Origin of the sequence: Chryseobacterium amylolyticum (genome assembly GCF_051011775.1) — a bacterium.
GTDB lineage: Bacteria > Bacteroidota > Bacteroidia > Flavobacteriales > Weeksellaceae > Chryseobacterium.
In genome coordinates this window covers 472,790-496,469 of the sequence record NZ_JBPCHX010000004.1, presented here as the reverse complement: position 1 = coordinate 496,469, position 23,680 = coordinate 472,790, and the positions used below count along the sequence as shown (strand labels likewise).

The following is a 23,680-nucleotide window of genomic DNA, read 5'->3' as shown; positions in this document are numbered from 1 at the left end:
ATGAAAGTAGCAATACACCATCGTAAAGGAAGTTTTTCCGACCGATGGATCGAATATTTGGAAGAAAAGAATATACCTTATTTGTTGGTAAATGCTTTTGATAATGATATTGTTAAACAGATTAAAGAAAATAGGGTAACTCACTTTATGTGGCATTTTAATCAGAATTATTTTGAAGATATGCTGCATGCCAAATCGTTGTTCAGGTCTATCAACCAAATAGGTGTCAAAACATATCCTAATGAAGAGTCTTACTGGCACTTTGACGATAAAGTAGCACAGAAATATCTTTTGGAAGCATTAGACGTACCACTTGTAAAAGCGGATGTTTTCTACCATAAAAGTGAAGCTGTAAATTATATAGAAAAAACTTCATTTCCTAAAGTTTTTAAGCTGAAGGGAGGTGCAGGTTCGATTAATGTAAAGCTGGTGAAAACAAAACATCAGGCAAAAAAGCTTGTAGATAAAGCATTTAACGGAGGATTTGCTGCTTATGATTCTTGGGCTGTCTTTACCGATACTATCGAAAGGTTTGGAAGACAGAAAACCTGGCATAATTTTCTTAGAATTATCAAGTGGGGATTTAAAGGAATATTTGTAGATAAACAATACAAAGTTTTTCCAAAGCAAAGAAACTATGTGTATTTTCAGGAGTTTATTCCGGGGCTGAAATATGATATAAGACTTATTGTAATTGGCGATAAATGTTATTATCTGAAAAGAAATACAAGAGATAATGATTTCAGGGCTTCAGGCAGTGGGATGCTTGAGTTTACTCCTGGGGATTTTAATCTGGAAGCAGTGGATATTGCTTTCAAGACAGCCCAAAAGCTGAATATGGTAAGTGTTGCCTATGATTTTATATTCGACTCAGAAGACAAACCTTTGATGGTAGAAATAAGCTATGGCTTTCAGCCGTTTGTCTATGACCGTTGCCAGGGCTTTTATGATGCTGAGTTGAAATGGCATGAAGATAAGGTCAATCTGGAATATGAAATCGTACAGTGTTTTTTAAAAAATTTTTAAGATTGATAATCTTAAAGTAGTTATAAATTAATGTTAACTTTGATTCAAACGTTTGTGACATATTAAAATTTTGTATATTTGTTATATATAGTGAAAAACTTATCCATAATATAATTATTGTAATTATTTGTTTGCATAAATATATTATTTTAAAGATAAATTTACTTTGTCGCATTTGGTCACTGAACACACAGATCTGAAAAAAAATCCTTTTTTTATTAAAATAATGACAATATATTCTGACGTAGTCTGAGATAATACTGTAATTATTTTGTTGATCAGGTTAGCTTTAAAAACTTATAACTCAATTTTTATTATATAGTAATAATGAAAGTGATATAAAATGAATATAATTTTCCTTGAAGCCGTTCAAATCCATGGTGGTGCTCGTAAAAGTACTATAGAGTTGGCAAGACGACTGAATGAAGAGGGGCATAATTCGGCAATTGTAGATTTCTGGGGAAGTTGCAGTGAATTTGTTGAAGATGTACAGGCCAATAAAATCCCGATACATATTTTAAAGAAAAATGATAGTCCTATTGCTATTTTTAGCTCAAAAAATCCTTTTAAAATAGGTATAAACATCATTTTGTTTTTATTGGACTGGATCAGGCTGCAGAAAGAGTTTAAGAAATTTCAAAATACTTTTAAACCAGATGTGGTTATTGTTAATAATATCAAAACCAACTCAATCTTAAAGAAAGGAAAAGATTACAAGATTGCTTATTTTGCCAGAGGCTGGTTTGCATATAATTCAATCGGCTTCCTTAAAAAGCTGATGTTTAAATATAATTCTGATTATTTTATCGGGGTTTCGCAGTCTACCAGGCAGGCTATTTTTACAGGTGGTCTTGCGCCCTTGGAGAAAATTTTTGTAGTTCCTAACGCTATTGATATAATCAAAGTAGATCAGTATAAAAAGGAAAGAGAAGTACGAAAAGAGGGCGATCCAATGGTGATCTTGCATTGCGGGGGCTTTTTACCAGCAAAAGGTCAGGATCTATCTGTTTCACTGGCTAAGAAATTAAAAGAGAACCAGATCAACTTTAAAATGATTCTGATGGGAGCTGTGTATGATACACCGGTTTCAGATAATTTTCTGAAGAAAATCAGAAATGATATTGCTCAATATAAGCTGGATGACCACATAGAGATTCTTCTTAATCAGAAAGATCCGTACAGTATTTTTAAGAACAGTGATATCCTTATACACCCTTCTGATACAGAAGGATTGCCACGTGTCATTATGGAGGCTCTGGCATTTGGAATGCCTGTTATTGCCAACCCTGTTGGAGGAGTTACAGACTATATTCTGAACAATTTTACAGGGTATATTGCTACACATAATCACGTGGATGATTATTATGATGCGATTCATAAACTTTATAATGATAAAGAACTGTATCAATTCATCGCAGATAATGGGAAAAGTCTTATTGTTCATAATTATGATAAGAAAAACCAGGTAGAAGAGTTTGATAAAATTTTTAAAAAGCTAGGGAACATATGAAGGCAATAACGGTTTTTACACCGACATTCAATAGGGCAAAAACCCTTGTCAGGCTTTATGAGTCCTTATGCGGGCAAAGTTCTTCAGACTTTAAATGGATTATTGTAGATGATGGTTCAAGTGACAATACACGTGCCCAAGTTGAAATGTGGATTGAAGAAAATAAGATTGATATCCAGTATTATTATCAGAAGAACAAAGGCAAGCTGGCGGCACAGATATTGGCTTTGGATTATATTGACACAGAGTTGTTTACCTGCATAGATTCTGATGATTATATGCCGCATGATGCTGTAGAAAAAATACTGAAGTTCTGGAAGACGAATAAAAAAAACAATTCGGCGGGAATTATAGGTTTGGATGCTTACCAGGACGGTAGTGTGGCAGGAGAATATTTACCGGATATCAAAGAATCTACCTATTCAGAGCTGGTAGACTATTATAAAATTAAAGGAGATAAGAAATACATCTTCGATACAGAGGTTTATAAAAAGTATTTGCCATATCCATATTTTGAAAATGAAATCTTTCATGAAGTAAGCTGGATATTTACGCTGATTGATCAGGATTATAAATTTCTCCTTTCAGATGAAGTATACTGTATTATAGAGTACCAGCAGGACGGACTGTCCAATGGGCTGTATAAAAGATATAAAAACAGCCCCAACTCATTCATGGAATACAGAAAAGTAAAAATGAAGTATGGGATCAATAAAAAAGTAATACTGAAAAATTCAATACACTATATATCATCGAGCCTTTTTGCCAAGAAATGGAATTTTTTCAAGGGCTCACCCAATAAGCTATACACATTCATTGCCATCCCTTTTGGTATAGCCTTGAATGTCTATATCAACTATAAGGTAAAGCAAAATACGAACAGGATTAAACAAGGAAAATTAAATTAGAATGAACGCTATAATAGTACCCGGAGTAACAGATTTAAATAAAGGTGACCAGGCTCTCGTTTGGGAAAGCTGGAGATTGGCCAAAGATACCGGGCTTTATGATGAGGTATATATATTGGATGCAGGAGAGAACGCTGAAGAAAGAGAATTACTATGTAAACAATCTGAGGAGCATGGCTTTAAGCTATTGGATAACATCCTGAAACACCCCCGCAGAGGACAGCATAAATCTGATGAGCATATAAAAGAATCCAAGCTTGAACTTTTAAAGCAGATCAGAAATGCCGGTATAGATTTTAAAAATACAAGATATTTAATTAAGATATGCAATGATCTTGAGAAAGTAAAGAAATCCTTTGATGATAAAACGTACCAGACCGTTAAACAGTTTCACGATGCGAAAACTATTTTTGTAAAAGGAGGAGGTTTTATTCATGCCTATGGAGAAAAAACGGCGCCTTACCTGATGTGGTATTTTCTGTTCTATGTAAGATTAGCTAAAGCATTGGGGAAAAAAGTAGTCTTTTTACCCAACTCATACGGACCTTTTATAGGACTTACTGTGAAGCAGCAGGTACGTTCTGTATTCAACAGGCTGGATCTGGTATACGCCCGTGAAAATGTTTCTGCAAAAAGCTTAGGTCAGTTACTTGAAAAAAATATTCCTGTAGAAATGGACCTTGGATTTTTTCTGGAAAAAGGCAGTCAGGATGAAGCATTAAAAATATTACAGAAATATAATCTGTCTGCAGAAGATAAAATTGTTGGGATAACGATTCGTCCTTGGCGTTTTCCAGGGCTTTCCAATCCGGAAGTTTTGTACAAGAAATATATTGATTCTGTGGCAAAACTTACAAAACACCTATTGGATAAAGGTTATAAAGTGGCCTTATGTAATCAGTCTTTGGGGCCTAACTCCCATGAAGATGACCGTAACGCAATCAGGGATCTGCTCAATATAGTTCAGGATCCGAATATGATCTGGATTAATGAAAATCTATCATGCGATGTGCTGAAAGCAGTGTATTCCAACTTCTACTTTTTCGTGGGTACACGTTTTCATTCCATTATATTCTCATTAACATCTCTGGTACCATCCATTGCTATAGGATACGGAGGTAACAAAGCTTTGGGAATCATGGGAGATTTTAATCTTGATGATTATGTTGTTCAGATTCAGGATGTACAGCCGGAACTGCTGATTAAAATGTTTGATAAGGCTATTTCAGAATACGATCAGATAAAATCAAAGCTGGATCAGTCTATGAGATTGGTTACAGAGAGTAGAAACAGATTAATAAAAGATATTCAATCTCTATATTAATTGATATGAAAATTATTCGGACATCAACCATACCACTGTCTTTAAACGTATTGTTGAAAGGACAATTGAAATTCTTAAGCGAATTCTATGAAATCGTAGGGATTTCTTCTGAAGGTCAGTTGCTTGACGAAGTAAGGCAAAGGGAAGGAATACAGACTATTGGTGTAGACATGGAAAGAGGAATCAGCCCCGTTAAAGATCTTGCCTCTCTCTACCGGCTATATAGGATTTTAAAAAAAGAAAAACCGGTTATTGTACATTCTATTACTCCTAAAGCTGGTCTTTTGACTATGCTGGCAGGTAAAATTGCCGGTGTTCCTATCCGGATTCATACCTTTACCGGACTTATTTTTCCTACCAGAAAAGGTGTTGTACAGAAACTGCTTATAGGAATGGACCGGTTGCTTTGCAGGTCTGCTACCCATATTTATCCTGAAGGTCATGGCGTTAAAAAGGATTTGATTGATTACAAAATAACGTCAAAACCCTTAAAAGTAATTGCTAACGGAAATGTAAATGGAATTGATCTGAATTACTTTTCGCCTGAACAAGTTTCAGAAGATCAGAAAATTCTACTGAAAAAAGAATTAAAAATAGAAAACTCGGATTTTGTTTTTGTCTTTGTGGGACGTTTGGTAGGAGATAAGGGAATTAATGAACTGATAAAAGCTTTTTCAGCTTTAAATAAAAACGAAAACCGGCAGCGTTCAAAATTATTACTGGTTGGTCCATTGGAACAGGAATTGGATCCGCTATCTCCGGATACGTTAAAAGAAATTGAAACTAACCGGGATGTCATCTCTGTAGGATTTCAAAAAGATGTGCGCCCTTATTTTGCGATTTCTGATGCATTGGTCTTTCCCAGTTATCGTGAAGGATTCCCCAATGTGGTGATGCAGGCCGGAGCAATGGAATTGCCAAGTATTGTTTCTGATATCAACGGATGCAATGAAATTATTATAGAAAACCAGAATGGAGTAATCATTCCGGTAAAAGATAGTGAAAGGCTTCAAAAAGAAATGGAAAGAATGATCTCAGACAGAGATTTTTATGAGGCATTAAAAAAGAATGCCCGGCCAATGATTGAAGATAGGTTCGAGCAGTCTGTGATCTGGAATGCTATATTAAGCGAATACAACAAATTGATTAAAGAGAGAGAATATCGTGTATAAGTTTTTTTTGAAACGGCTTTTGGATTTTTTGATAGCGTTAACAGCGCTTATCATGCTGGCACCCATTTTTATAATTGTAATGGTCTTATTGTACTTTGCCAATCAGGGTAAACCGTTTTTTGTTCAGGCAAGACCGGGATTAAATGAAAAGATATTCAATATCATTAAGTTTAAGACTATGAATGATAAAAAAGACACTAATGGAAATTATTTGCCAGATGTGGAACGCTTAACGCCTGTAGGAAGTTTCATACGGAAAACTTCTCTGGATGAACTTCCGCAATTGATCAATGTATTGAAAGGAGATATGGCAATTATAGGACCACGCCCTTTGTTGCCGCAATATCTGCCTTTATATAACGAAACTCAGAGGCGCAGGCATACGGTACGTCCCGGGATTACAGGTTGGGCGCAGGTGAACGGAAGAAATGCAATCTCCTGGACAAAGAAATTTGAGCTGGATGTATGGTATGTGGATAATCTGTCTTTGGCAATAGATTGTAAGGTGATCCTTCTTACGATAAAAAAAGTAATGATAAGAGAAGGAATAAACCAGGTAGATCAAGCTACAGTAGAAGCTTTTAAAGGGAATAATTAATTAAAAAAGTAGACAAGCATGTATTTATACGGAGCAAGTGGTCATGGTAAGGTTGTGGCTGAAGTGGCTGAAGAGAGTGGTTATAATATTGAGGCTTTTATTGATGAAAATTTAATGAAAGAGAAGGTATTAAACTATCCTGTTCTTAACGAGGTTCCATCACATGGCATAGATGTCGTTATTTCTATAGGGAACAACAAGATACGGAAAAGAATAGTTGAGCAGGGAGAGCTGTTCAATTATGTTACACTTTCCCATCCTAAAGCAATTGTATCCAAAAGAGTAAAGATAGGGGAAGGGACTATCGTGATGCCCGGTGCTACTATTAATGTATTAGTAAGAATAGGAAAACACTGTATCATCAATACAAATGCCTCAATTGACCATGATTGTATCCTTGAAGATTTTGTGCACATCTCTCCAAATGCGGCATTGGGAGGCAATGTATATGTAGGGGAAGGAACCCACATAGGAATCGGAGCCAGTGTAATACAGGGTATAACAATCGGGAAATGGTGCACCATTGGAGCCGGAGCGGTTATTATCAGTGATATACCGGATGGCTGTACTGTTGTAGGCAATCCCGGAAGAATAATAAAAAGTAGAAGTTTAAAAATTTAAGATTATGAAATCAAGAGTATGGTTGTCCTCCCCCCATATGGGAGGAAATGAATTAAAGTATATTAATGAAGCGTTTGACGCCAATTGGATCGCACCTTTAGGACCAAATGTTGATGGCTTTGAAAAGGATTTGGAGAAATTCTTAAATGAAAAAATTAAAGTAGCTGCACTTTCCTCAGGAACTGCTGCTTTGCATCTGGCTTTAGTGGAATGCAATGTTGGTTATGGTGACGAAGTAATATGTCAGTCTATGACATTCTCAGCTTCTGCCAATCCTATTGTTTATTTAGGAGCTACTCCCGTGTTTATAGATTCTGAAAAAGATACCTGGAACATGTGCCCGGCAGCGTTGAAGGAGGCCATAGAGGACAGAATTGCAAAAGGTAAAAAACCAAAAGCTATTATTGTTGTCAATCTCTATGGGATGCCGGCGAAAATGGATGAAATTTTATCAATTGCTGCAGAATACGACATTCCCTTAATTGAAGATGCTGCAGAATCATTAGGCTCTCAGTATAAAGGAAAGGCATGTGGTACTTTTGGACGTTTTGGTATTTTATCATTCAATGGTAATAAAATAATTACGACATCTGGAGGCGGGGCTCTGGTATGCCATTCCCAGGAAGATAAGGATAAAATTGTATTTCTTTCCACACAGGCCAGAGATGAAGCTCCACATTATCAGCATTCACATATCGGGTATAACTATAGAATGAGTAATATCAGTGCCGGTATTGGGCGTGGGCAGATGGAAGTATTGAAAGAAAGAGTAGAAGGGCGCAGAAAAATGCACGATTTTTACGCTGAAGTTTGTAAAAAAATAGAAGGGGTTGAATTACTTTCGGAACCAAACTCTGATTTTTACAGTAATCATTGGTTGTCTGTCATTACAATAGACGGAACAAAAACATCAAAATCCCGTGAAGATTTACGTTTGGCATTTCTGGAAGATAATATCGAATCCAGACCTATCTGGAAGCCGATGCATTTGCAGCCTGTATTTGAAGATGCACCATACTATGGAGGAAAAGTAGCCGAAACTCTTTTCGAAAACAGCCTGTGTCTGCCTTCAGGATCTAATTTATCTGATGAGGAGAGAGAAAGAATTGAAAAAGTTATGATCGAGGTATTTCCAAATAAAAAAGAACATTCAGTTTTAGGATAAGAACAAAAAGAATATCCTTACATAGTACGAAGAACTTATCATCTTAGAATTTAAAGTAACAAGAATGTTGATTTTGTGTGTGTTTTTATAATCGGCTTTCTTGAATTTTCTAAGTAAAATTTGGTAAAAGGGTATTTAATAGCAGATATATCTTAAATTTTTATATTTGAAAATGTGTATTTTACAGATAGCTTTGAAAGAAAAGAAATCTGTTTCTTTGGAAAATTTAAAAAAAGCTATATATTTGCGCCAGTTAAAAACAACAATTTTTAATTGATCCGGTAGTTCAGCTGGTTAGAATGCCGCCCTGTCACGGCGGAGGTCGCGGGTTCGAGTCCCGTCCGGATCGCGAAAAGTCTTCTAGAAATAGAAGACTTTTTTTGTAATAAGAGATTCGTCAGAATCTTGATATTTATCTGCAGGAAGAATTTAAAGGATTATTAAGATAAGCTTTTCCCTGAGGAGGCTGTACAAAATAGGATGTTCCATAGCTGTTTCCAGAGCGGAAAAAATCGGTGGAAATAATCTGGGCACCACTGCTGAAAGCTGCTTTGGATCTTGTAAAATCGTTGGTTTTGGCTTCGTACGTTTCAATATCAGATCTGGTTCTTACCATATAACCTTGTTTTACCAGATTCTGTATCTCTTTCTGTCTTACAATAGCATTATCCCTTAATATGAATCCAGCAAAAGAATCATCCGGTTCACTGTTAAGGAACATAATTCTTTCCTTTAATGAGCCATCAATTAAATAAGGATTATTTTTGGAAGAAAGAGTTCCGGCGCTTCCGGGAAGCAGCATAAAAATGAATTTTCCCTTACTGTCATTAAGCTTTGGCCAGTTGTTGTGGGTAACAGCTTCTTTCAGCGTTTTGAAATTACCCTGCACTTCCTTTGGGGTGATAATCTTATCCTTTCCCAGATATTTTACAATTTCTTCATCCAGTTCATCATAAGCTTTTTTATCAAATGGAAGAACTTTTGTACTGTTTTCAAGAATGGGGAAACCGGAGTCTTTGGCTTCAATCATCATAAAAACGGGGGTGTGTCCGGGATGCTGGTCAGACCATGTTTTAAGAGCGATAAGGGCATCTTTTAAAGTAGGGTAGTGTGTCCTGAAGTCGATGTCTGCCATATGGAGTACTTTGAATCCCGGCTGATCCAGTCCCTTGCTATTCAATAGAGCCAGGTCATTTAATCCTTTAGCTTTTAGCATCTCATACGTTGCAGGATGGCTGAATCTGCTGCCTTCCGGATCATAATAAACATCTATTTCCAGCCCTCTCAGGTTGGCATTGAGCTGCTCTGTGAAGCCGGGATGATTATAATTTAGCCCTTCTTTCAAATCCATTCCGTAGGGATGATATTCTTTAAACCTGGCTTTTTGTTCCTCAGACATCATACTGCTGTATTTCTGCATCATCCCGTTGATAATTGGAGTCACCAGTTCCAGTACTCTGGGATCTGCCGGCTGGGCGTATGAATTATGCGTTCCTACAACCTGCAGCTGGTTGATTCTTATATCCTGGCATTTATCCTGTGCCTGTACAAGTGCTGTCATACAAAATGCAGCTCCATATATATACTTTTTCATATGAATAAAAATTTTTAATTAAAAATTGAAATTGAATCCCAGCTGTCCGCGTATTCCTGAGTAAGAAATATTTTCTACGCGGTCTTTAGTGCCCATATAATAGCGGTTGGGTTCATTGAAGATATTGTTAAGCTCAATAAAAAGGCGGACTTTCTTTGTAAGGCTGTAAGAAGTGGAAAGATCTACCGTAAAGTTTTTATCAAAATACTGATAATGGTCTGCACCTGCAGCCGCCCTGATTTCACTTACATAGTTTCCTTTATAATTTCCGGCCAGGCGGACCATAAGCTTACTCGTTTCATAGAAGAGAATGGTATTGAAAATATGTTTGGCCTGATTAGGAATAGTGGTCGTCATGGTTCCTGTCTGCTGCCCGTTTTCATAGACCGGCATATTCATTTTGGAAGAGATATACGTGTAATTTCCTTCAAAGCCAATATTTTTCAGGAAGCCGGGCAGGTTTTCAAAACGTTTGGATATCCCGAACTCAAAACCAAAAAGCTTTGCTCCTTCCAGGTTTTTAGGGGCTGTGAATGTATAGGTTCTTCCTGCAAGATCTGCCACAGACTGGTCTTTATAGATAAGATTGGTGATATCCTTATAAAATACCCCGGCTGTTATCAGATCCAGTTTTCCGAAGTAATTCTCAAACATAAGATCAAAATTATTTGAAAATGTAGGATCAAGCCGGGTATTTCCCTGGGTAATGGTATTGGTAATATCATTCACAATGGTTCCGGGATTCAGGTCATTGAAATCTGGTCTTGCAAAAGATCGGGTATAAGCCAGCCTCAGAATGCGGTCACTGCTGATATTCCATTTCATATTTATCATTGGCAGGACTACGTTGTAGGTTTTTGTGTCTTTAATATCTTCGGTTTTGTTGTTTTTATCAGAAACTACTTTTTTACCCCAGAAGGTAACGTCATTATATTCATTTCTGAATCCTCCCAATACCTGGATCTGATCTGAAATTTTCCAGGTTCCCATCAGATAAGCTGCCCATACGTTTTCAGTACCTTTGTAGGAGCTGGTAATATTGGAGTTGCTTTCCTTACTGCTCACCTGCATCAGTCCTAAGCTGTTTTGTGTGGCTGGGCTGTACATCAGATCAATCTGTCCGTTTGTTATCTGATCAATGATCACAGCATTATAAGGATTACCTAAAGGATTCATGAAACCTCCTTTATATGGGAAATTTTCACGCTCAAGCTGATTCAGATAAGTGACCGGAGCGCCGGGAATTCCCAATGATGACTTAGGCATCCAGACAAGCAGGGAACTGTTCACAATTTTATTTTTGTTGTTGTATTTTGTTCCGATTTTTAGCTCAAAATTATTGGTAACTTTATATTTAATATCAACTTGTCCTCTAAGATCCGTTTCACTGTTGCGGTTCTGGCTCAGGATAATCTGGTTAAGTCTGAGCTTATCTGCTGAGATAACCTGCTGGTTATAGGGCAGGGTATATCTTCCCGTATCCCCGATCCCGTCCGGCGCATCCATTGCCATATACTTTCTTCCGTCAGCAGATAAATTTCCATAGGTCATTGGCTGTATAAAATTCACCATAGGATATCCTCTTTCATAAGGGTCAAGGTTGTCCGGAGAGTTAAATTTAAACTCAGAACGCGCCTTAGACAAAGACCAATCCACCTGCATACGCTGTCCCACCTGGTGATTTCCTCCCAGCTGCATAGAATATAAATCAGTAAGATAATCTGCATGACGGGCCTGAAGCAGCACATTTTTACTGTCAAAGTTGAAATAGGTTTCCCTTACGGACTGGCCGTCTTTATATTGGCTGTATAAGCCTTTTGCATATAATTTATTTCTGCTGTCTATCTCATAATCCAATCCTAAATTGAATCCCAAAGTTCTACGGTTCGCCAGATAATCACGAAGCTGTAACTGGTTGATAGAATAAGAAGCGGTTTTATCTTTCAGTCCATAATTGTAAATATTTCTCATCTGATCTATAGCTGTAGAACGCTCCCAGATCACTGCTGAGGTAATGAATTTCAGCTTATCAGTGATTTTATTTCCGTAGACGATGGAAGTATTGTAGGCGGGGGATTTGGACATGTTGACGTAGCCTGAAGCCATACTGATGGCAAGTGTTTCTTTGTTGGGGGAAGTTTTCGTGATAAAATCCACATTTCCGCCAATGGCATCACCGTCAAGGTCAGGAGTAAGAGCCTTAGATAGACGTACATTCTGAATAAGTTCCGAGGGAAAGATATCCATCTGAATACCCCGGTTGGCATTATCACCGCTGGCACTTGGCATTCTGTTTCCATTCAGGGTAGAAGCAGTCCATTGTATAGGTGTACCTCTTACCGCTACAAAGCGTCCTTCACCCATATCCCTTTCAATAGATACTCCCTGCATCCGCTGTACGGCATCCGCAGCATTACGGTCCGGCAGTTTCCCGATGGCATCGGCAGAAAGTACCTCCGTAATGGTGTTGGAATTTTTTTTCATGGTAATCGCTCTGGCCTGTGATGCTTTGTATACACTGGTGACAACTACCTCCTGAAGATTGTTCTCTTTGAATTTAGCTCCGAATTTAATCAATCCGATATTCACTTCCTTTTTATCCGTTACGGTGAAAGGAATATAAACACTGTCATATCCTTTATATTCTACAACAAGTTTATAACTGCCGTCATAAACATTATTAAGAACAAAGGAACCATCAGTATCGGAAGTTACTTTCTGTCCGCTGTTTTCAATATAAACCAGGGCATTGGGAAGATTTCCCTGGCTGTCTACTACTGTTCCGTGAACGGTAGTTTGTGCAAAGGCCAAAGGCCCAAGAAGAAAAAATGCTGCTTTTGTTAAAAAAAGTCTTTCTTGTGACATCCTTATAAAGTTTGATGCAAAGATGCCGGCTCCTGCAAAAGTTTTGGTTCATTTAAATTTTATCCAACTGTTTCTCTCGAGTTCGAGGTGAACTGCATTGTAAACCAGTGAGTTGCTAATGTTAAATAATTGTAACTAATGAACAAGCTGAGAAGGAAGACAGTCAAACTCCATTTTAAAATATTTATAAAAGGTAGACTTTGACTTAAAACCACATTGAAATGCAAGATCTGTTACACTGGCCGAAGGATCTTCCTGTAAGATTTGCTTAAAGTGCTGAATACGGTGTCTGTTGGTGTATTCGTGAAAATTGGAATGAAGATACTTATTAAAAGTGATGCTTAGATCTGCCTTGCTTATTTTCAGATGGCCGGAAAGCTGGTCTAAAGTAAATTCCTCATCCAGATAATCATGACTCTCCTGGTAGAAAGAGATAATGGCATTTTGTACCGCGTCAAAATCAATTTTTGAAAGATCTTTATACAGATAGGTTTCTCTGGGAGCAGAAAGATTGGCTGTATTTTGCTGTTGCGGCTTATGCTGGTACGTTACAATATAAACGTACAAAATCCACCCGAACTGAAAAAGAAACAGGAGACTGTAGATTTTCTGATAGATCAAAGTATTCCAGCCCAGCTTATAAACTGCCCAGAATACCAGCACACCCAGTAATACATAACAAACCAGATAACGGAAATTACCTGCTGCAGGATGAGTAATATTTTTGCGGTATTTTGTCAGTAAATAAATACATAAAATAAGGCTGGTAAGCCAGTAATAACTGTAGTAGACAAAATAAGATTTATAGGAACTGATAGCCAGGTCAGCCCAGGAAAGGTCAAGCATCTTTGCAGAAATCGCAATAGCATGATGAATAACGACCAGCGTTAACGGAACAATGAGGTACTTAAGTTTATCTCTCCATTTTGCATGAATTAAATGGGTGGTGATGTAAAGGAAAATAAGACCTTTGAAAACACGGAGACTTCCGGGAATTTCATACAGAACAGATTCATAGCCGAACCTTTGAATGATAAAATATTCATATCCCATATCCAGTGTAACCACTCCAATATAAAGAAGAAGCATATTCAGTACAGATTCTCTGTTTCTGATAAGGGACATAAGCAGGGTAAGAGTGATAAGTGCCTGTAGTACAACTACCATAATGATGTATAGCATGATAACTGATATTTTGCCAAAATTATAGATAATATGAGCATGGTATCTTTAACAAATTATTAAATATCAGGTCATAAGCAGAATCGCGGCTAAGGATGAATTCTGATCAGCTTCGGTGATTTTTCAGTTTTTATTTATTTTCTATTGGGTGCAGGTTGTATATTGGATTTACTATTACAAATAAGATAGCCGGTTTTTGAAGACAGCTTGCCGGGGCTGAATGAGAGGGCATCAGATGTTTACCGTTTTAATAAAAACGGAACTTTAGAATGGTAAGTATTAAAGAACAGAAAGATGAATAATATTCTATTAAATGTCTGAAATTACCGTTTTTTTACGGTATTTTTAACAATCTCTTTTATGATTCAATTTTAGGTCTGATATTTGTACTGGGTAGCCAAACTAAACGGCCGATTTATTTATGAAAAACATATCTGTGAAAAAATCCTTTCTTTATGCATGTTTATGCGCTGTTTTCCTTGTTTCATGTAAAAAAGAAATAGAAAAAATAAGCGATACTTTTAAAGATACTGTTTCTGCTTCGGAAACGCCGGAGGCAGAAAAAGATTCTGTAAAGAAAGATTCTGTTCCCGTGGTAAAGAAAGAATCTGTTCCTCCTGTAATGCAGGAAAATGGGTTCTATAATGCTTTTGTTCTTCCAAAAGATAAAAAAATGCGTGATTCTGTGTATGCAGAATTCAGCAAGAAATATAGTGTAGAAGAACGAACCGCTATTTTAGCTTTAAACAGATTAGATTCTAAAAGCAAATGGAATGCTGATACCTTGGTAGTTCCTGCCAAAATAGATACAACTCTGATGGCCTATTCACCATTTCCTATGCAGCTTGATGTATTAAGCGGGGTGAAAAAGTTTGTCATCTTCTCATATCCTATACAAGCTTTTGCAGTTTATTCTAACGGAAGTCTTGTAAAATGGGGACCTACCAGTATGGGTAAAAAAGCTGCTCAGACCACAAGAGGGCTTACTTTCGCCAACTGGAAGAAGAAACTGGCTATTTCTACAGTGAGCACCGAATGGAAACTTCCTTATAACTTCAATATTCATAATATCGGAGGAATTGGATGGCATGAATATACCCTTCCCGGATATCCTGCTTCACATTCCTGCTTGCGATTACTGAGGAAAGATGCCCAATGGCTGTATTCTTATGCTGATACCTGGATTTTGAATCCCGGCGGAGCTACTACCAAAGCAAAAGGTACAGCAGTAATGGTATTCGGAGATTATAAATGGGGCGGAAGAAAACCATGGAGAAATCTGCTGGATGATCCTAATGCCAATAATATATCTGTTGAAGAACTTACAAAACTTCTGGAACCTGAAGTTCCGAAAATGCTGAAAGAGCAAAGCAACAGAGAAAAAGTAGTGGATTCTATCAAAGCAGCAAAAGCGATGGCGGTACCCATTCAGAATGAAAAACCTGTGGAATCTCAGTCTAATTAATTTTCTTTTCAAACTGTAAAGTAGATTCTTCAGCAAACCTTCGCAGCTTAAGCATCTCATCTTTACCTTTATGCTGCCCGAATCTCGCAGCGATATAAGTAAGAAGAATAAAAAACAACATAACAAAAGAAGCGCTCAATGCCCATGGGTATTCGGCGCTTTTTATTTGTTTCTCCACGTAATACATGGTGAAAAAAGTCATCCAGAAAATAGAAAAAGAAAAGTACAGGAACATAAAAAATGTCCACACCGCAGAACTAGGCCCGAATATTCCACGTATTACGGTATGCTCATCCTCAATTTCTACACGTAAGGCAAGCCGTGGTTTCCAATAACTGTCGTCCTTTGTTGTGACCCAGATCGTGGCAACTTCTTTATTGATATTACCGGAAAATTCATCTTTATGCTCTTCCATATATTTTTTCAGGTTTTCAGCATACTCTTCCTTGGTGAGGTGAGTAAACATTTTAAATCTTGGCCTGGTCCTTATTCTGTCTAAGGTGGTTTCTTCAGTTTTCATACTTTTATTCTTGATAAGGAATTGGGTCTTCAAGCATGAAGCGGAATGTCAGTTCTTCATTTTTTCTTTGGACAATTATAGTGATATTTCGTCCCTCATTAGACTTCATAAGTTCTACCATTGTTTCCAGAGTCATATTTGAAGTTCTGGATCCGTTTATGCTGATAATTTTATCTCCTTTTTGAAGTCCTGCCTTAAATGCAGGAGAATCTTTTCTCACTCCCGCAATTGAAAAGATGGGTTTTAGACTGAATTTATATTGAAAAGAATCATTATAGATTACATTAACTACAGAAACTGACTTTTCTGTTTCAATTTTTACTCTGTCTTGTTCCCATTCTAGTCCTTCTTGTTTAAAATCAAGTCCGCTCATATTAAAATGAAAAGGATCATCAAAATTTCTGTTTTTCTTCAGATATAGTTTTTTATTAGGGTAATCAAAAATAACCGTAAAACGACGCATAATTTCTCCGCCTACAGACCCTTTTCTGTTTTCTACTAAATTGACGTGCTGGATAGAAAATTCATCCGGCATAGCGGTAAGCGGCTTTTCAAATTTAAAATCTCCAAGATAAAAATTATGAATACGGCTTCTTTTTCCATAAATATCTCCGTTGAAACCACGGCCAAGGAAATCATCAATATTAGGTCTGTTATAGACGAAATTTTTAATAAGCGTAGGGAAAAGCCATATGGCATCACTGTTTCCAAGGTCAATCAGTAATTTTGAATCTTTTTTTTCATTCGTCATTTCTACACCGGCGTATAAATAAGGCTTATCCTTTTCAATTGTAATTGGGAATTCTTCAAACCTTTTGATTTTCTTTTTTAAAAGATCAGCACTTTCATACACCGTTATTTTCCTGGATGCATAATCTATATAGATAGGATGGTCTTTGAAAAAATGATAGCCGATTACTCCATTTACAGGAATTCCTACGTGAGGCGAAATATTAAATTCTTCATCAATGATAATATAGAGAGACATAGAAGTATTCACAATCTTATCTCCTATTTTGCCCATATTACGCTCGGATTTTAAACCATCAATACTTACACTGCCTCCAAGGCCGGAAAATTTAACTTTTTCAACATTGCTCAGTTTGAGTTCCTTATTTTCCAGGCTAAAAAGAATGGCTTCTGAGACTCCCGTATCCAGCAGAAAGGTAAGTTCCGCACCGTTGACAGTAATGGGAATAAAGATAAGGTTGTTGATAAACTTAAAAGGAATAACTGCTTTTTTAGTATTGATCAGCTCAAAAGAGTTTTGGGCATTTACAAAAATGCATAGAAATAATCCCAGTAAAAGCAATTTAAATTTCATTTACTGAATTTAGTAAATTTATCCATATGATAATAAAAAAACATTCCAAAAGCTGGAATGTTTATATAGACTACAATAAAGTGCTGTTTTTTGTTGAATTTATTTTAAAGTTCACTTTCTTTATTTGGAAAAGAAATCCATAAGATCCATATAATTTTTCTGATTCACGCCATGTCCGCTCATATATTCTCTGAAAGAGAAATAACAGCTAAGATCATAAAGGAGGTCTGCAGCCTTTCTTCCCCATTCCAATGGAATCACAGCGTCATCAGTACCATGCGAAATAAAGAAACGGAGCCCTTCCAGTTTCTTTTTATCTTTTACAATACCGTCAAGAATTTTATCCTCGGGATAGCTGCTCAGGCAGGCAACGCGGTTGAAAAGTTCAGGATGTTGTAAGGCTAAAGCATAACATAATATACCTCCCTGGCTGAAGCCGCACAGATGGGCTTTGCTTTCCATCAGCCCATAATGGTTGATGATTTTTAGTATGCTTTCCAGAACTGCATTGAGTGACTCTTTTGCCTGGGAAACATTGATAAAGTTTTCAGGATCATTAAAATTGATGTCATACCAAGAATATCCTTCAAATTGAGTATCATGCGGAGCTCTGAAACTGACAATAATCCAGTCAGAGGGAAGCGTTTCCCTGAAACTGAAAAGATCCTGCTCATTACTGCCGTAGCCATGAAGCATAAAAAGAATAGGGGTGTTGGATGTAATATTTTCCGGCTCTCTTACTAGATAATCTAAATTCATACAGCAAATATAATTAAATTACATGCAGGATCTTAACTTTTATTATTCATACAATGAACTTCAGCCGCAGGATGATTTATGTATAATGATTGATTCTTTGTGCTGTATTTTTGAATTTTTCCGGTTATTTTTCTTTTTATTGATTTGATATTATTTGGAAATCTTTATTGGAAATTTTTCATAAAAATTATTTTTATATTAATAAAAAACTTATATTTGAAACATTAAAAAATCTATTTGGAGAAATGAAGCAATTTTACAATTCAAAAAGTTTACTTAGACTTTCTTTTTTATTCGTTTTATTATTTTCTGTAATCACCGTTGTCAGTTCTTGTAAAAAAGATGATGATGAGGAGTTTAAAGATCATGTGGTTCAGTTTGAAGTGAAAACAACTGCAGGAGGAGATATTATAAGCGTTGTAACCCAGGTAGGTACAACTCAGAATACGATTTACAATACTCCGCAGACACCGGTAAATTCACCCTGGACAAGTGGAGAATTCTTTGTGAACTCCAGCCAGGCACAGCTGAATCTTGATGCCAATGCTTCAATGCCGGATGATAATTCTGAATTGACAATCACCCTGTATATTGATGGAGAAGTGGCAAGAACAGTGAAGAAGAAAGGTAAAGGTGTATTGGTTGCTTCAATCGATTACAGCTTCCTGGAACCATAAAATTTACTTTAACATTATATAAAAAGACCGCTTTAAAGCGGTCTTTTTTATTCTTCAATCATCCGTTGCTGTATAGCCCGGCTGATCAATTCTGTAGAGTTCTTGGCATGGAATTTCTGAAGCAGGTTCTTACGGTGGGTATCTACAGTAAGAGGGCTTAAAAACAGTTCTTCAGCAATCATATTACTGGTTTTTCCCTGTGCCACCATCTGTAGAATTTGTTTTTCCCTTTTAGTCAGTCTGGGAACAGGCAGATCATTCTGGGAAAGGCGGCTGATGATCTGTTTGGTTTCATTACAGAAAACAATGTCACCCGAAAGTGCTCCTCTGATGCATATCACAAGCTCATCAATAGAAGTATTTTTGAGAAGATAACCACTTGCCCCGTTTTGAATAGACTGCATAATAATACTCCTTTCTGAGCGGTTACTGAACATAATGACCGAAGTATTAGGGGATATTTTTTTTATTTCTCTGCAGAGTTCCGTGCCATTGCCATCGGGTAGAGTAATATCCAGGAGAATAATATCCACCATTTGTGACCGGATAAAGTCAAGTGTTTCTGCTCCGCTTGTAAAGCTTCCTGCTACATTAAAAAAAGGCTGGCTTTTGAGCATCATTCTGAGTCCTTCAATGACGATAGGGTGATCGTCTACGATGATAATACTTATTTTTTCATTCTCCATTGATGTTGAGTTCTATATTAATTGTTGTTCCCTGATCATCGGAATTGATTTCCATTTTTCCTTTAAGGTAATTAACTCTGTTTTTCAGGTTGCGGAGGCCCATACTTTGGGGAGTGTTTTTTATATTCTTATCAAATCCTTTCCCGTTATCTTCAATGGTAATCAGAAATTTTTCGCCGGATTGCGAGCATTGAAGTAAAATACTGCTGGCTTCAGCATGCTTTACGGCATTGGCCAATAATTCCTGTACAATCCGGTAAATATTAAGCTGGATGTTTAAAGGTAATGTTTTATTAATGTCAATAGCCTGGAAATCAATTTCAAGGTTTTTTCTGCTGTAGAACTCACAAAGGTCATGGATTGCCGTTTCCAAACCAAAATTAAGCAATGATTCAGGCATTAAATTTCTTGCTACATGCCTGAGTTCACTGACAGAGTTATCCAGCTGCCCCAGAATCTTATAAAACTCCTGATCTTTTTCAGGATGCAGGTGATTGGAGGACCAGGTAGAAAAATTGATCTTTACACCGGCCAGCATGCCGCCCAGACCATCGTGAAGATCCCTTGCAATACGTTCTCTTTCCCTTTCTTCACCATCAAGAATTGCTTTGGTAAGGGAGAGCTCTTCTTTTTGTTTAATATCTTCTATTTTCTGCTGAAGGTTGATTTCTTTCTGTTCAGACAGGTTTTTGTTTTTTCTGTAAATGATGAACAGGAAGATCAGAAGACTCAAAAAAAGAAGCAGAACAAGGCTCAGTAGCCACAGATAAGAATTTTTCTGATTCACTTCCATCTGCTTTTGATTCTTTTCCGCATTTAGGAAAGCTATTTTTTTCTCCTTTTCAGAGGTATTGAACCTGGTTTCAAGTTTATTGATCTCCAGCTTTACATTTTCAGCATTCAGGCTGTCATTTAATGTTGAATATTTTTTTTCCCATGATAAAGCCTCATCGAGATTTCCCATAATTTCATTGATGCTTGAAAGATGACTGTAAATGGTTTTCCGGTTGTTAAGATCCCGTGCAAGCGTTTTTTCTGCCAGAATTTCTTCTAAAAGATTCTTGGCTTCGGCATATCTTTTCAGCTTTTTGAAAATGTCATATTTATGAAAATAAAACATCTGCATCTGCAGTTTCTGATGAAATTTTTTAGCATAAAATAATCCTTTTTCAATAGTCTGCAGGGCTTCTTCATGTTGCTGAATACCAATGAAATATAATACTCTGTTATAATAATAGAAAGTATTTGACGAAGAATCGGGATAAGAACGAACCATATTTCCTGCCTTATCCAGAAATTGTTTTCCCATACTGCATTTTGCCTGATAACAATAATTACTGCTTGTATTAAGATAGGCATAGAATAGCTCAGTAGAGTTGGGCTCTTTCCTTTCAAGAATCTGAAGTGCTTTTTCATTGTATCTTCCTGCTTTTTCAAACTCAGCATTATAGGTAAACATCAGCGCAAGCTGGGCATAGAGAAATCCCAATATTTTGCCTTCACCGTACTGTTCAGCAGTGGGGATACTCTTTTCAATCATAGTTTTAATCAGAAAAGGGTATCCTTCTTTATTTTTCTGTAAAATGCCATAATTATACCAGCACAGAGCCCTGTACATAGCCGGTTTCTGGCCTTTAAGTTTTGATAATGCCGTAATAGCTTTCTGAAATAATGCTGATGCCTTTTCATTGTTCAGATCCTGTTCGTACAACCCTTCGTAATAATAATAAATAGCTTCGGTGAAGGGATCTTTTCCCCTAAGTTTTTTACCGTTTTCCAGGTACTTTTTGCTTACGGTGGTATCTGTGATTTTATAATAGCTGGATAATAAAAAGTAAGCATTGGCCTTAGAGGTGTTATCGGATGTGTTATTCACAGAAATCTTCAGGCTGTCAATATATTTCTTTTCATTAAGCGGAAACAATCCCTGGGCCTGTAATGTAAAGTGGATTAAAAGATAGAGAAGACAGAATAATCTCTTCATTGTTTTGATTTTCGTGTTTGGTAGGATAGTTTTTTATTAAATGTGAAGATAATTAAAAATTCGGGACAGGAAAATACCTAAAAATCAGTAGAAAAAAATACGTTTTTTTAAGGGTTGTATCCTGTTATGCTGCCCTATAGTTTTGCAGGCAGACAATAACAAAAAATAAACTATTAAGAATGAAAAAGAGAATCGTTATGCTGGGAATGATCTTACTTTTCGGAAGTATGCATGCACAGAGAATACAGAAAGGAGAAGCACAGATCAATGTGGATATAGGAGTAGCAAACGGATGGGGGCTGCCTGTTTCTGTGGGGGTAGATTACGCCATACACAATGATATTACAGTAGGAGTTGAAGGGAGCTATGCTACTGAAAATTATTCAGGAGATGTTAAGGGAAGTTGGTTTGGCGTAGGAGCCAATGGTAACTATCATTTTAATACCTTACTTAAAATTCCGAACAAATGGGATGTATATGCAGGAGCTACCCTGGCCTACAATTCATTTTCCTATAAATATAACGGATCAGATTTCGATTATTTTGATGGCAAGTCTTCAGGAGTAGGTTTTGCAGGGCAAATCGGAGGCAGGTATTTCTTTACCCAAAACCTTGCAGTGCATGTAGAACTGGGTGGAGGAACGGTAGCTTCAGGAGGAAAGGCAGGACTTACCTATAAATTTTAATAAACCGGACAATACAATTATTTTCAATATCAATCAGTTTTTTCATAGCTCTTATACGATGTCAGCAATGACAGTAAGTTTTAAAAATGGTAGCTTTCTCAACTGAGCCGTGAAGTTCTTTCACGGCTTTTGTATAGACTGTAAACAAAAAAAAGACTGTGTAAAACAGTCTTTTTTTATATAATGAAATCTTTATTTATTGAGCCTTTACAATAAAGTAACTTTTCTTACCTTTTTGTAATAATAAGAATTTACCATCAATAAGATCTGTTTCATTGGCTGTAAAAGTATCATTTACTTTTTGTTTGTTTACAGAGATGGCGTTTCCTTTAATCTCTCTTTGTGCCTCACTCTTAGATTTCAAGAACCCTGATTTTTCAGAAAGAAGATCAACAATACTTACTCCCAAAACATCTGCTTTTGCAATTTCTTTTTGAGGAACCCCGTCAAAAACCTCAAGGAATGTTTCCTCATCAAGGCTTACCAGATCTTCAGCAGTAGAACGTCCGAAAAGAATTTCAGAAGCTTTCAATGCTTTTTCATATTCCTCTCTTCCATGTACCCAAACCGTTACTTCTTCCGCAAGTTTCTTCTGTAACTTTCTTTCGTGTGGAGCTGTTTTGTGCTCTTCAATTAAAGCTTCAATTTCTTCTTTTCCTAAGAAAGTGTAGAACTTGATGAATCTTTCAGCATCTTCATCAGTGGCGTTCAGCCAGAACTGGTAGAATTTATAAGGAGATGTTTTCTTTTTATCCAGCCAGTAGTTTTCTCCGCTCTCAGACTTTCCGAATTTGGAACCGTCGGCTTTTGTGATCAAAGGAACCGTTAATGCAAATGCTTCACCCTGCGCTTTTCTACGGATCAGTTCTGTTCCTGTCGTGATATTTCCCCATTGGTCAGAACCTCCCATCTGCAGCTTAACATTGTTGTTCTGGTACAGGTGAAGGAAATCATATCCCTGGATGAGCTGGTAGGTGAACTCTGTAAAACTCATTCCGTCTGCACCGCCTTCTCCTGAAAATCTTTTCTTTACAGAATCTTTAGCCATCATATAATTGACGGTGATATTTTTTCCGATATTTTTAGCAAAATCAAGGAAAGAAATATTCTTCATCCAGTCGTAGTTGTTAACCAGCTCTGCTTTGTTTGGCTCGTTTCCTTCAAAATTTAAAAATTTTGAAAGCTGTTTTTTTAAACAGTCAACATAATGTAAAAGGGTTTCCTCATCCAGAAGATTTCTCTCTGCTGATTTTCCTGATGGATCCCCAATCATTCCCGTAGCGCCTCCTACCAAAGCAATAGGCTTATGGCCGTGCTGCTGGAAGTGCGCTAAGATTTTTATCTGGATAAGACTTCCGATATGTAAAGAATCGGCAGTAGGATCAAAACCAATATATGCAGTAGTTACCTCTTTATTCAGTTGTTCATCGGTTCCTGGCATCATATCGGCAAACAGACCACGCCATTTCAGTTCTTCTATAAAGGAATTCATTGATTTTTAACTTTAAAATTTTAAGATGCAAAGATAATAAATTCAGAAGTATTAAGGGTAAAAAAGCGAAAAGACAAAAAGGAGGAACGGTAAAATTGTGAAGCGGTTTTTATAGCTGTAGT

The 23,680-nt window shown here is 36.8% G+C and carries 20 protein-coding genes and 1 tRNA gene; 12 read left to right on the top strand and 9 right to left on the bottom strand.

The genetic code is table 11. The features are described from left to right. The 9 genes from ACR1PO_RS14145 (at position 1) to ACR1PO_RS14105 (ending at position 8,673) form a co-directional block, all read left to right on the top strand. Positions 1–1,026: an ATP-grasp domain-containing protein gene (locus tag ACR1PO_RS14145; protein ID WP_433987163.1), complete on the top strand. Its 1,026-nt coding sequence runs from the start codon at positions 1–3 to the stop codon at positions 1,024–1,026. Between the two features lie 343 nt (positions 1,027–1,369). Beyond that, positions 1,370–2,536 (top strand): glycosyltransferase family 4 protein, encoded by a 1,167-nt coding sequence (locus ACR1PO_RS14140; protein ID WP_433987162.1) that lies wholly within the window; start codon positions 1,370–1,372, stop codon positions 2,534–2,536. Then, positions 2,533–3,444 carry a glycosyltransferase family 2 protein gene (locus tag ACR1PO_RS14135; RefSeq protein WP_332385982.1) on the top strand — a complete coding sequence of 304 codons (912 nt, stop codon included), beginning with the start codon at positions 2,533–2,535 and terminating at the stop codon, positions 3,442–3,444. Before ACR1PO_RS14140 ends, ACR1PO_RS14135 begins: the two co-directional genes overlap by 4 nt. 1 nt (position 3,445) lies before the next feature. Beyond that, complete coding sequence (locus ACR1PO_RS14130) at positions 3,446–4,768, top strand: polysaccharide pyruvyl transferase family protein (RefSeq protein ID WP_332385981.1); 1,323 nt, start codon at positions 3,446–3,448, stop codon at positions 4,766–4,768. A 5-nt stretch (positions 4,769–4,773) separates the two neighbouring features. Further along, a complete protein-coding gene (locus tag ACR1PO_RS14125) occupies positions 4,774–5,940 on the top strand; it encodes a glycosyltransferase family 4 protein (protein WP_433987161.1) in 1,167 nt (388 codons plus the stop codon). Beyond that, positions 5,933–6,538 carry a sugar transferase gene (locus ACR1PO_RS14120; protein WP_433987160.1) on the top strand — a complete coding sequence of 202 codons (606 nt, stop codon included), beginning with the start codon at positions 5,933–5,935 and terminating at the stop codon, positions 6,536–6,538. Before ACR1PO_RS14125 ends, ACR1PO_RS14120 begins: the two co-directional genes overlap by 8 nt. 18 nt (positions 6,539–6,556) lie before the next feature. Beyond that, complete coding sequence (locus ACR1PO_RS14115) at positions 6,557–7,159, top strand: acetyltransferase (RefSeq protein WP_332385979.1); 603 nt, start codon at positions 6,557–6,559, stop codon at positions 7,157–7,159. A gap of 4 nt (positions 7,160–7,163) precedes the next feature. After that, on the top strand, positions 7,164–8,324 hold the full coding sequence (locus ACR1PO_RS14110) for a DegT/DnrJ/EryC1/StrS family aminotransferase (RefSeq protein WP_433987159.1): 1,161 nt from the start codon (positions 7,164–7,166) through the stop codon (positions 8,322–8,324). A gap of 275 nt (positions 8,325–8,599) precedes the next feature. Further along, positions 8,600–8,673, top strand: a tRNA-Asp gene (locus ACR1PO_RS14105). A gap of 63 nt (positions 8,674–8,736) precedes the next feature. Here ACR1PO_RS14105 and ACR1PO_RS14100 read toward each other — a convergent pair. From ACR1PO_RS14100 to ACR1PO_RS14090, 3 genes are all read right to left on the bottom strand, one after another. Then, complete coding sequence (locus ACR1PO_RS14100; RefSeq protein ID WP_433987158.1) at positions 8,737–9,918, bottom strand: phosphatidylinositol-specific phospholipase C domain-containing protein; 1,182 nt, start codon at positions 9,916–9,918, stop codon at positions 8,737–8,739. Between the two features lie 18 nt (positions 9,919–9,936). Next, complete coding sequence (locus ACR1PO_RS14095; RefSeq protein WP_433987157.1) at positions 9,937–12,783, bottom strand: TonB-dependent receptor; 2,847 nt, start codon at positions 12,781–12,783, stop codon at positions 9,937–9,939. A 135-nt stretch (positions 12,784–12,918) separates the two neighbouring features. Then, positions 12,919–13,965 carry an AraC family transcriptional regulator gene (locus ACR1PO_RS14090; RefSeq protein ID WP_433987156.1) on the bottom strand — a complete coding sequence of 349 codons (1,047 nt, stop codon included), beginning with the start codon at positions 13,963–13,965 and terminating at the stop codon, positions 12,919–12,921. Between the two features lie 421 nt (positions 13,966–14,386). Between ACR1PO_RS14090 and ACR1PO_RS14085 the strand changes: the two genes are divergently transcribed. Then, positions 14,387–15,430: a L,D-transpeptidase gene (locus ACR1PO_RS14085; protein WP_433987155.1), complete on the top strand. Its 1,044-nt coding sequence runs from the start codon at positions 14,387–14,389 to the stop codon at positions 15,428–15,430. Here ACR1PO_RS14085 and ACR1PO_RS14080 read toward each other — a convergent pair. The 3 genes from ACR1PO_RS14080 to ACR1PO_RS14070 all read right to left on the bottom strand — a co-directional run bounded on the left by ACR1PO_RS14080 (position 15,423) and on the right by ACR1PO_RS14070 (position 18,033). Further along, positions 15,423–15,950, bottom strand: a complete 528-nt coding sequence (locus ACR1PO_RS14080; protein ID WP_233332734.1) for a hypothetical protein — start codon at positions 15,948–15,950, stop codon at positions 15,423–15,425. The genes ACR1PO_RS14085 and ACR1PO_RS14080 overlap by 8 nt on opposite strands. Before the next feature lie 4 nt (positions 15,951–15,954). After that, positions 15,955–17,274 carry a retropepsin-like aspartic protease gene (locus tag ACR1PO_RS14075; RefSeq protein ID WP_433987154.1) on the bottom strand — a complete coding sequence of 440 codons (1,320 nt, stop codon included), beginning with the start codon at positions 17,272–17,274 and terminating at the stop codon, positions 15,955–15,957. Between the two features lie 120 nt (positions 17,275–17,394). Continuing rightward, on the bottom strand, positions 17,395–18,033 hold the full coding sequence (locus ACR1PO_RS14070) for an alpha/beta hydrolase (protein WP_131438361.1): 639 nt from the start codon (positions 18,031–18,033) through the stop codon (positions 17,395–17,397). Positions 18,034–18,278: 245 nt separating this feature from the next. On the opposite strand from ACR1PO_RS14070, the gene ACR1PO_RS14065 reads away from it, so the two are divergent. Further along, positions 18,279–18,710, top strand: a complete 432-nt coding sequence (locus ACR1PO_RS14065; protein WP_332385971.1) for a hypothetical protein — start codon at positions 18,279–18,281, stop codon at positions 18,708–18,710. Between the two features lie 47 nt (positions 18,711–18,757). Here the strand turns inward: ACR1PO_RS14065 and ACR1PO_RS14060 are convergent, their stop codons facing one another. Further along, positions 18,758–19,396 carry a response regulator gene (locus ACR1PO_RS14060; RefSeq protein ID WP_433987153.1) on the bottom strand — a complete coding sequence of 213 codons (639 nt, stop codon included), beginning with the start codon at positions 19,394–19,396 and terminating at the stop codon, positions 18,758–18,760. After that, complete coding sequence (locus ACR1PO_RS14055) at positions 19,386–21,380, bottom strand: sensor histidine kinase (RefSeq protein ID WP_433987152.1); 1,995 nt, start codon at positions 21,378–21,380, stop codon at positions 19,386–19,388. The genes ACR1PO_RS14060 and ACR1PO_RS14055 overlap by 11 nt, the downstream gene beginning before the upstream one ends. 179 nt (positions 21,381–21,559) lie before the next feature. Here ACR1PO_RS14055 and ACR1PO_RS14050 point away from each other — a divergent pair, with 179 nt between their 5' ends. Beyond that, positions 21,560–22,066 carry an outer membrane protein gene (locus ACR1PO_RS14050; RefSeq protein ID WP_433987151.1) on the top strand — a complete coding sequence of 169 codons (507 nt, stop codon included), beginning with the start codon at positions 21,560–21,562 and terminating at the stop codon, positions 22,064–22,066. A gap of 196 nt (positions 22,067–22,262) precedes the next feature. On the opposite strand, the gene tyrS is transcribed toward ACR1PO_RS14050, so the two are convergent. Beyond that, a complete protein-coding gene (tyrS, locus tag ACR1PO_RS14045; protein ID WP_433987150.1) occupies positions 22,263–23,558 on the bottom strand; it encodes a tyrosine--tRNA ligase in 1,296 nt (431 codons plus the stop codon). Positions 23,559–23,680 lie beyond the last annotated feature (122 nt).

Excerpts from the sequence above, each read along its gene's own strand:
- ACR1PO_RS14145 (WP_433987163.1), top strand. The coding sequence starts at position 1 with ATGAAAGTAGCAATACACCATCGTAAAGGAAGTTTTTCCGACCGATGG.
- ACR1PO_RS14140 (WP_433987162.1), top strand. The coding sequence starts at position 1,370 with ATGAATATAATTTTCCTTGAAGCCGTTCAAATCCATGGTGGTGCTCGT.
- ACR1PO_RS14135 (WP_332385982.1), top strand. The coding sequence starts at position 2,533 with ATGAAGGCAATAACGGTTTTTACACCGACATTCAATAGGGCAAAAACC.
- ACR1PO_RS14130 (WP_332385981.1), top strand. The coding sequence starts at position 3,446 with ATGAACGCTATAATAGTACCCGGAGTAACAGATTTAAATAAAGGTGAC.
- ACR1PO_RS14125 (WP_433987161.1), top strand. The coding sequence starts at position 4,774 with ATGAAAATTATTCGGACATCAACCATACCACTGTCTTTAAACGTATTG.
- ACR1PO_RS14115 (WP_332385979.1), top strand. The coding sequence starts at position 6,557 with ATGTATTTATACGGAGCAAGTGGTCATGGTAAGGTTGTGGCTGAAGTG.
- ACR1PO_RS14110 (WP_433987159.1), top strand. The coding sequence starts at position 7,164 with ATGAAATCAAGAGTATGGTTGTCCTCCCCCCATATGGGAGGAAATGAA.
- ACR1PO_RS14100 (WP_433987158.1), bottom strand. The coding sequence starts at position 9,918 with ATGAAAAAGTATATATATGGAGCTGCATTTTGTATGACAGCACTTGTA.
- ACR1PO_RS14095 (WP_433987157.1), bottom strand. The coding sequence starts at position 12,783 with ATGTCACAAGAAAGACTTTTTTTAACAAAAGCAGCATTTTTTCTTCTT.
- ACR1PO_RS14090 (WP_433987156.1), bottom strand. The coding sequence starts at position 13,965 with ATGCTATACATCATTATGGTAGTTGTACTACAGGCACTTATCACTCTT.
- ACR1PO_RS14085 (WP_433987155.1), top strand. The coding sequence starts at position 14,387 with ATGAAAAACATATCTGTGAAAAAATCCTTTCTTTATGCATGTTTATGC.
- ACR1PO_RS14080 (WP_233332734.1), bottom strand. The coding sequence starts at position 15,950 with ATGAAAACTGAAGAAACCACCTTAGACAGAATAAGGACCAGGCCAAGA.
- ACR1PO_RS14075 (WP_433987154.1), bottom strand. The coding sequence starts at position 17,274 with ATGAAATTTAAATTGCTTTTACTGGGATTATTTCTATGCATTTTTGTA.
- ACR1PO_RS14070 (WP_131438361.1), bottom strand. The coding sequence starts at position 18,033 with ATGAATTTAGATTATCTAGTAAGAGAGCCGGAAAATATTACATCCAAC.
- ACR1PO_RS14065 (WP_332385971.1), top strand. The coding sequence starts at position 18,279 with ATGAAGCAATTTTACAATTCAAAAAGTTTACTTAGACTTTCTTTTTTA.
- ACR1PO_RS14060 (WP_433987153.1), bottom strand. The coding sequence starts at position 19,396 with ATGGAGAATGAAAAAATAAGTATTATCATCGTAGACGATCACCCTATC.
- ACR1PO_RS14055 (WP_433987152.1), bottom strand. The coding sequence starts at position 21,380 with ATGAAGAGATTATTCTGTCTTCTCTATCTTTTAATCCACTTTACATTA.
- ACR1PO_RS14050 (WP_433987151.1), top strand. The coding sequence starts at position 21,560 with ATGAAAAAGAGAATCGTTATGCTGGGAATGATCTTACTTTTCGGAAGT.
- tyrS (WP_433987150.1), bottom strand. The coding sequence starts at position 23,558 with ATGAATTCCTTTATAGAAGAACTGAAATGGCGTGGTCTGTTTGCCGAT.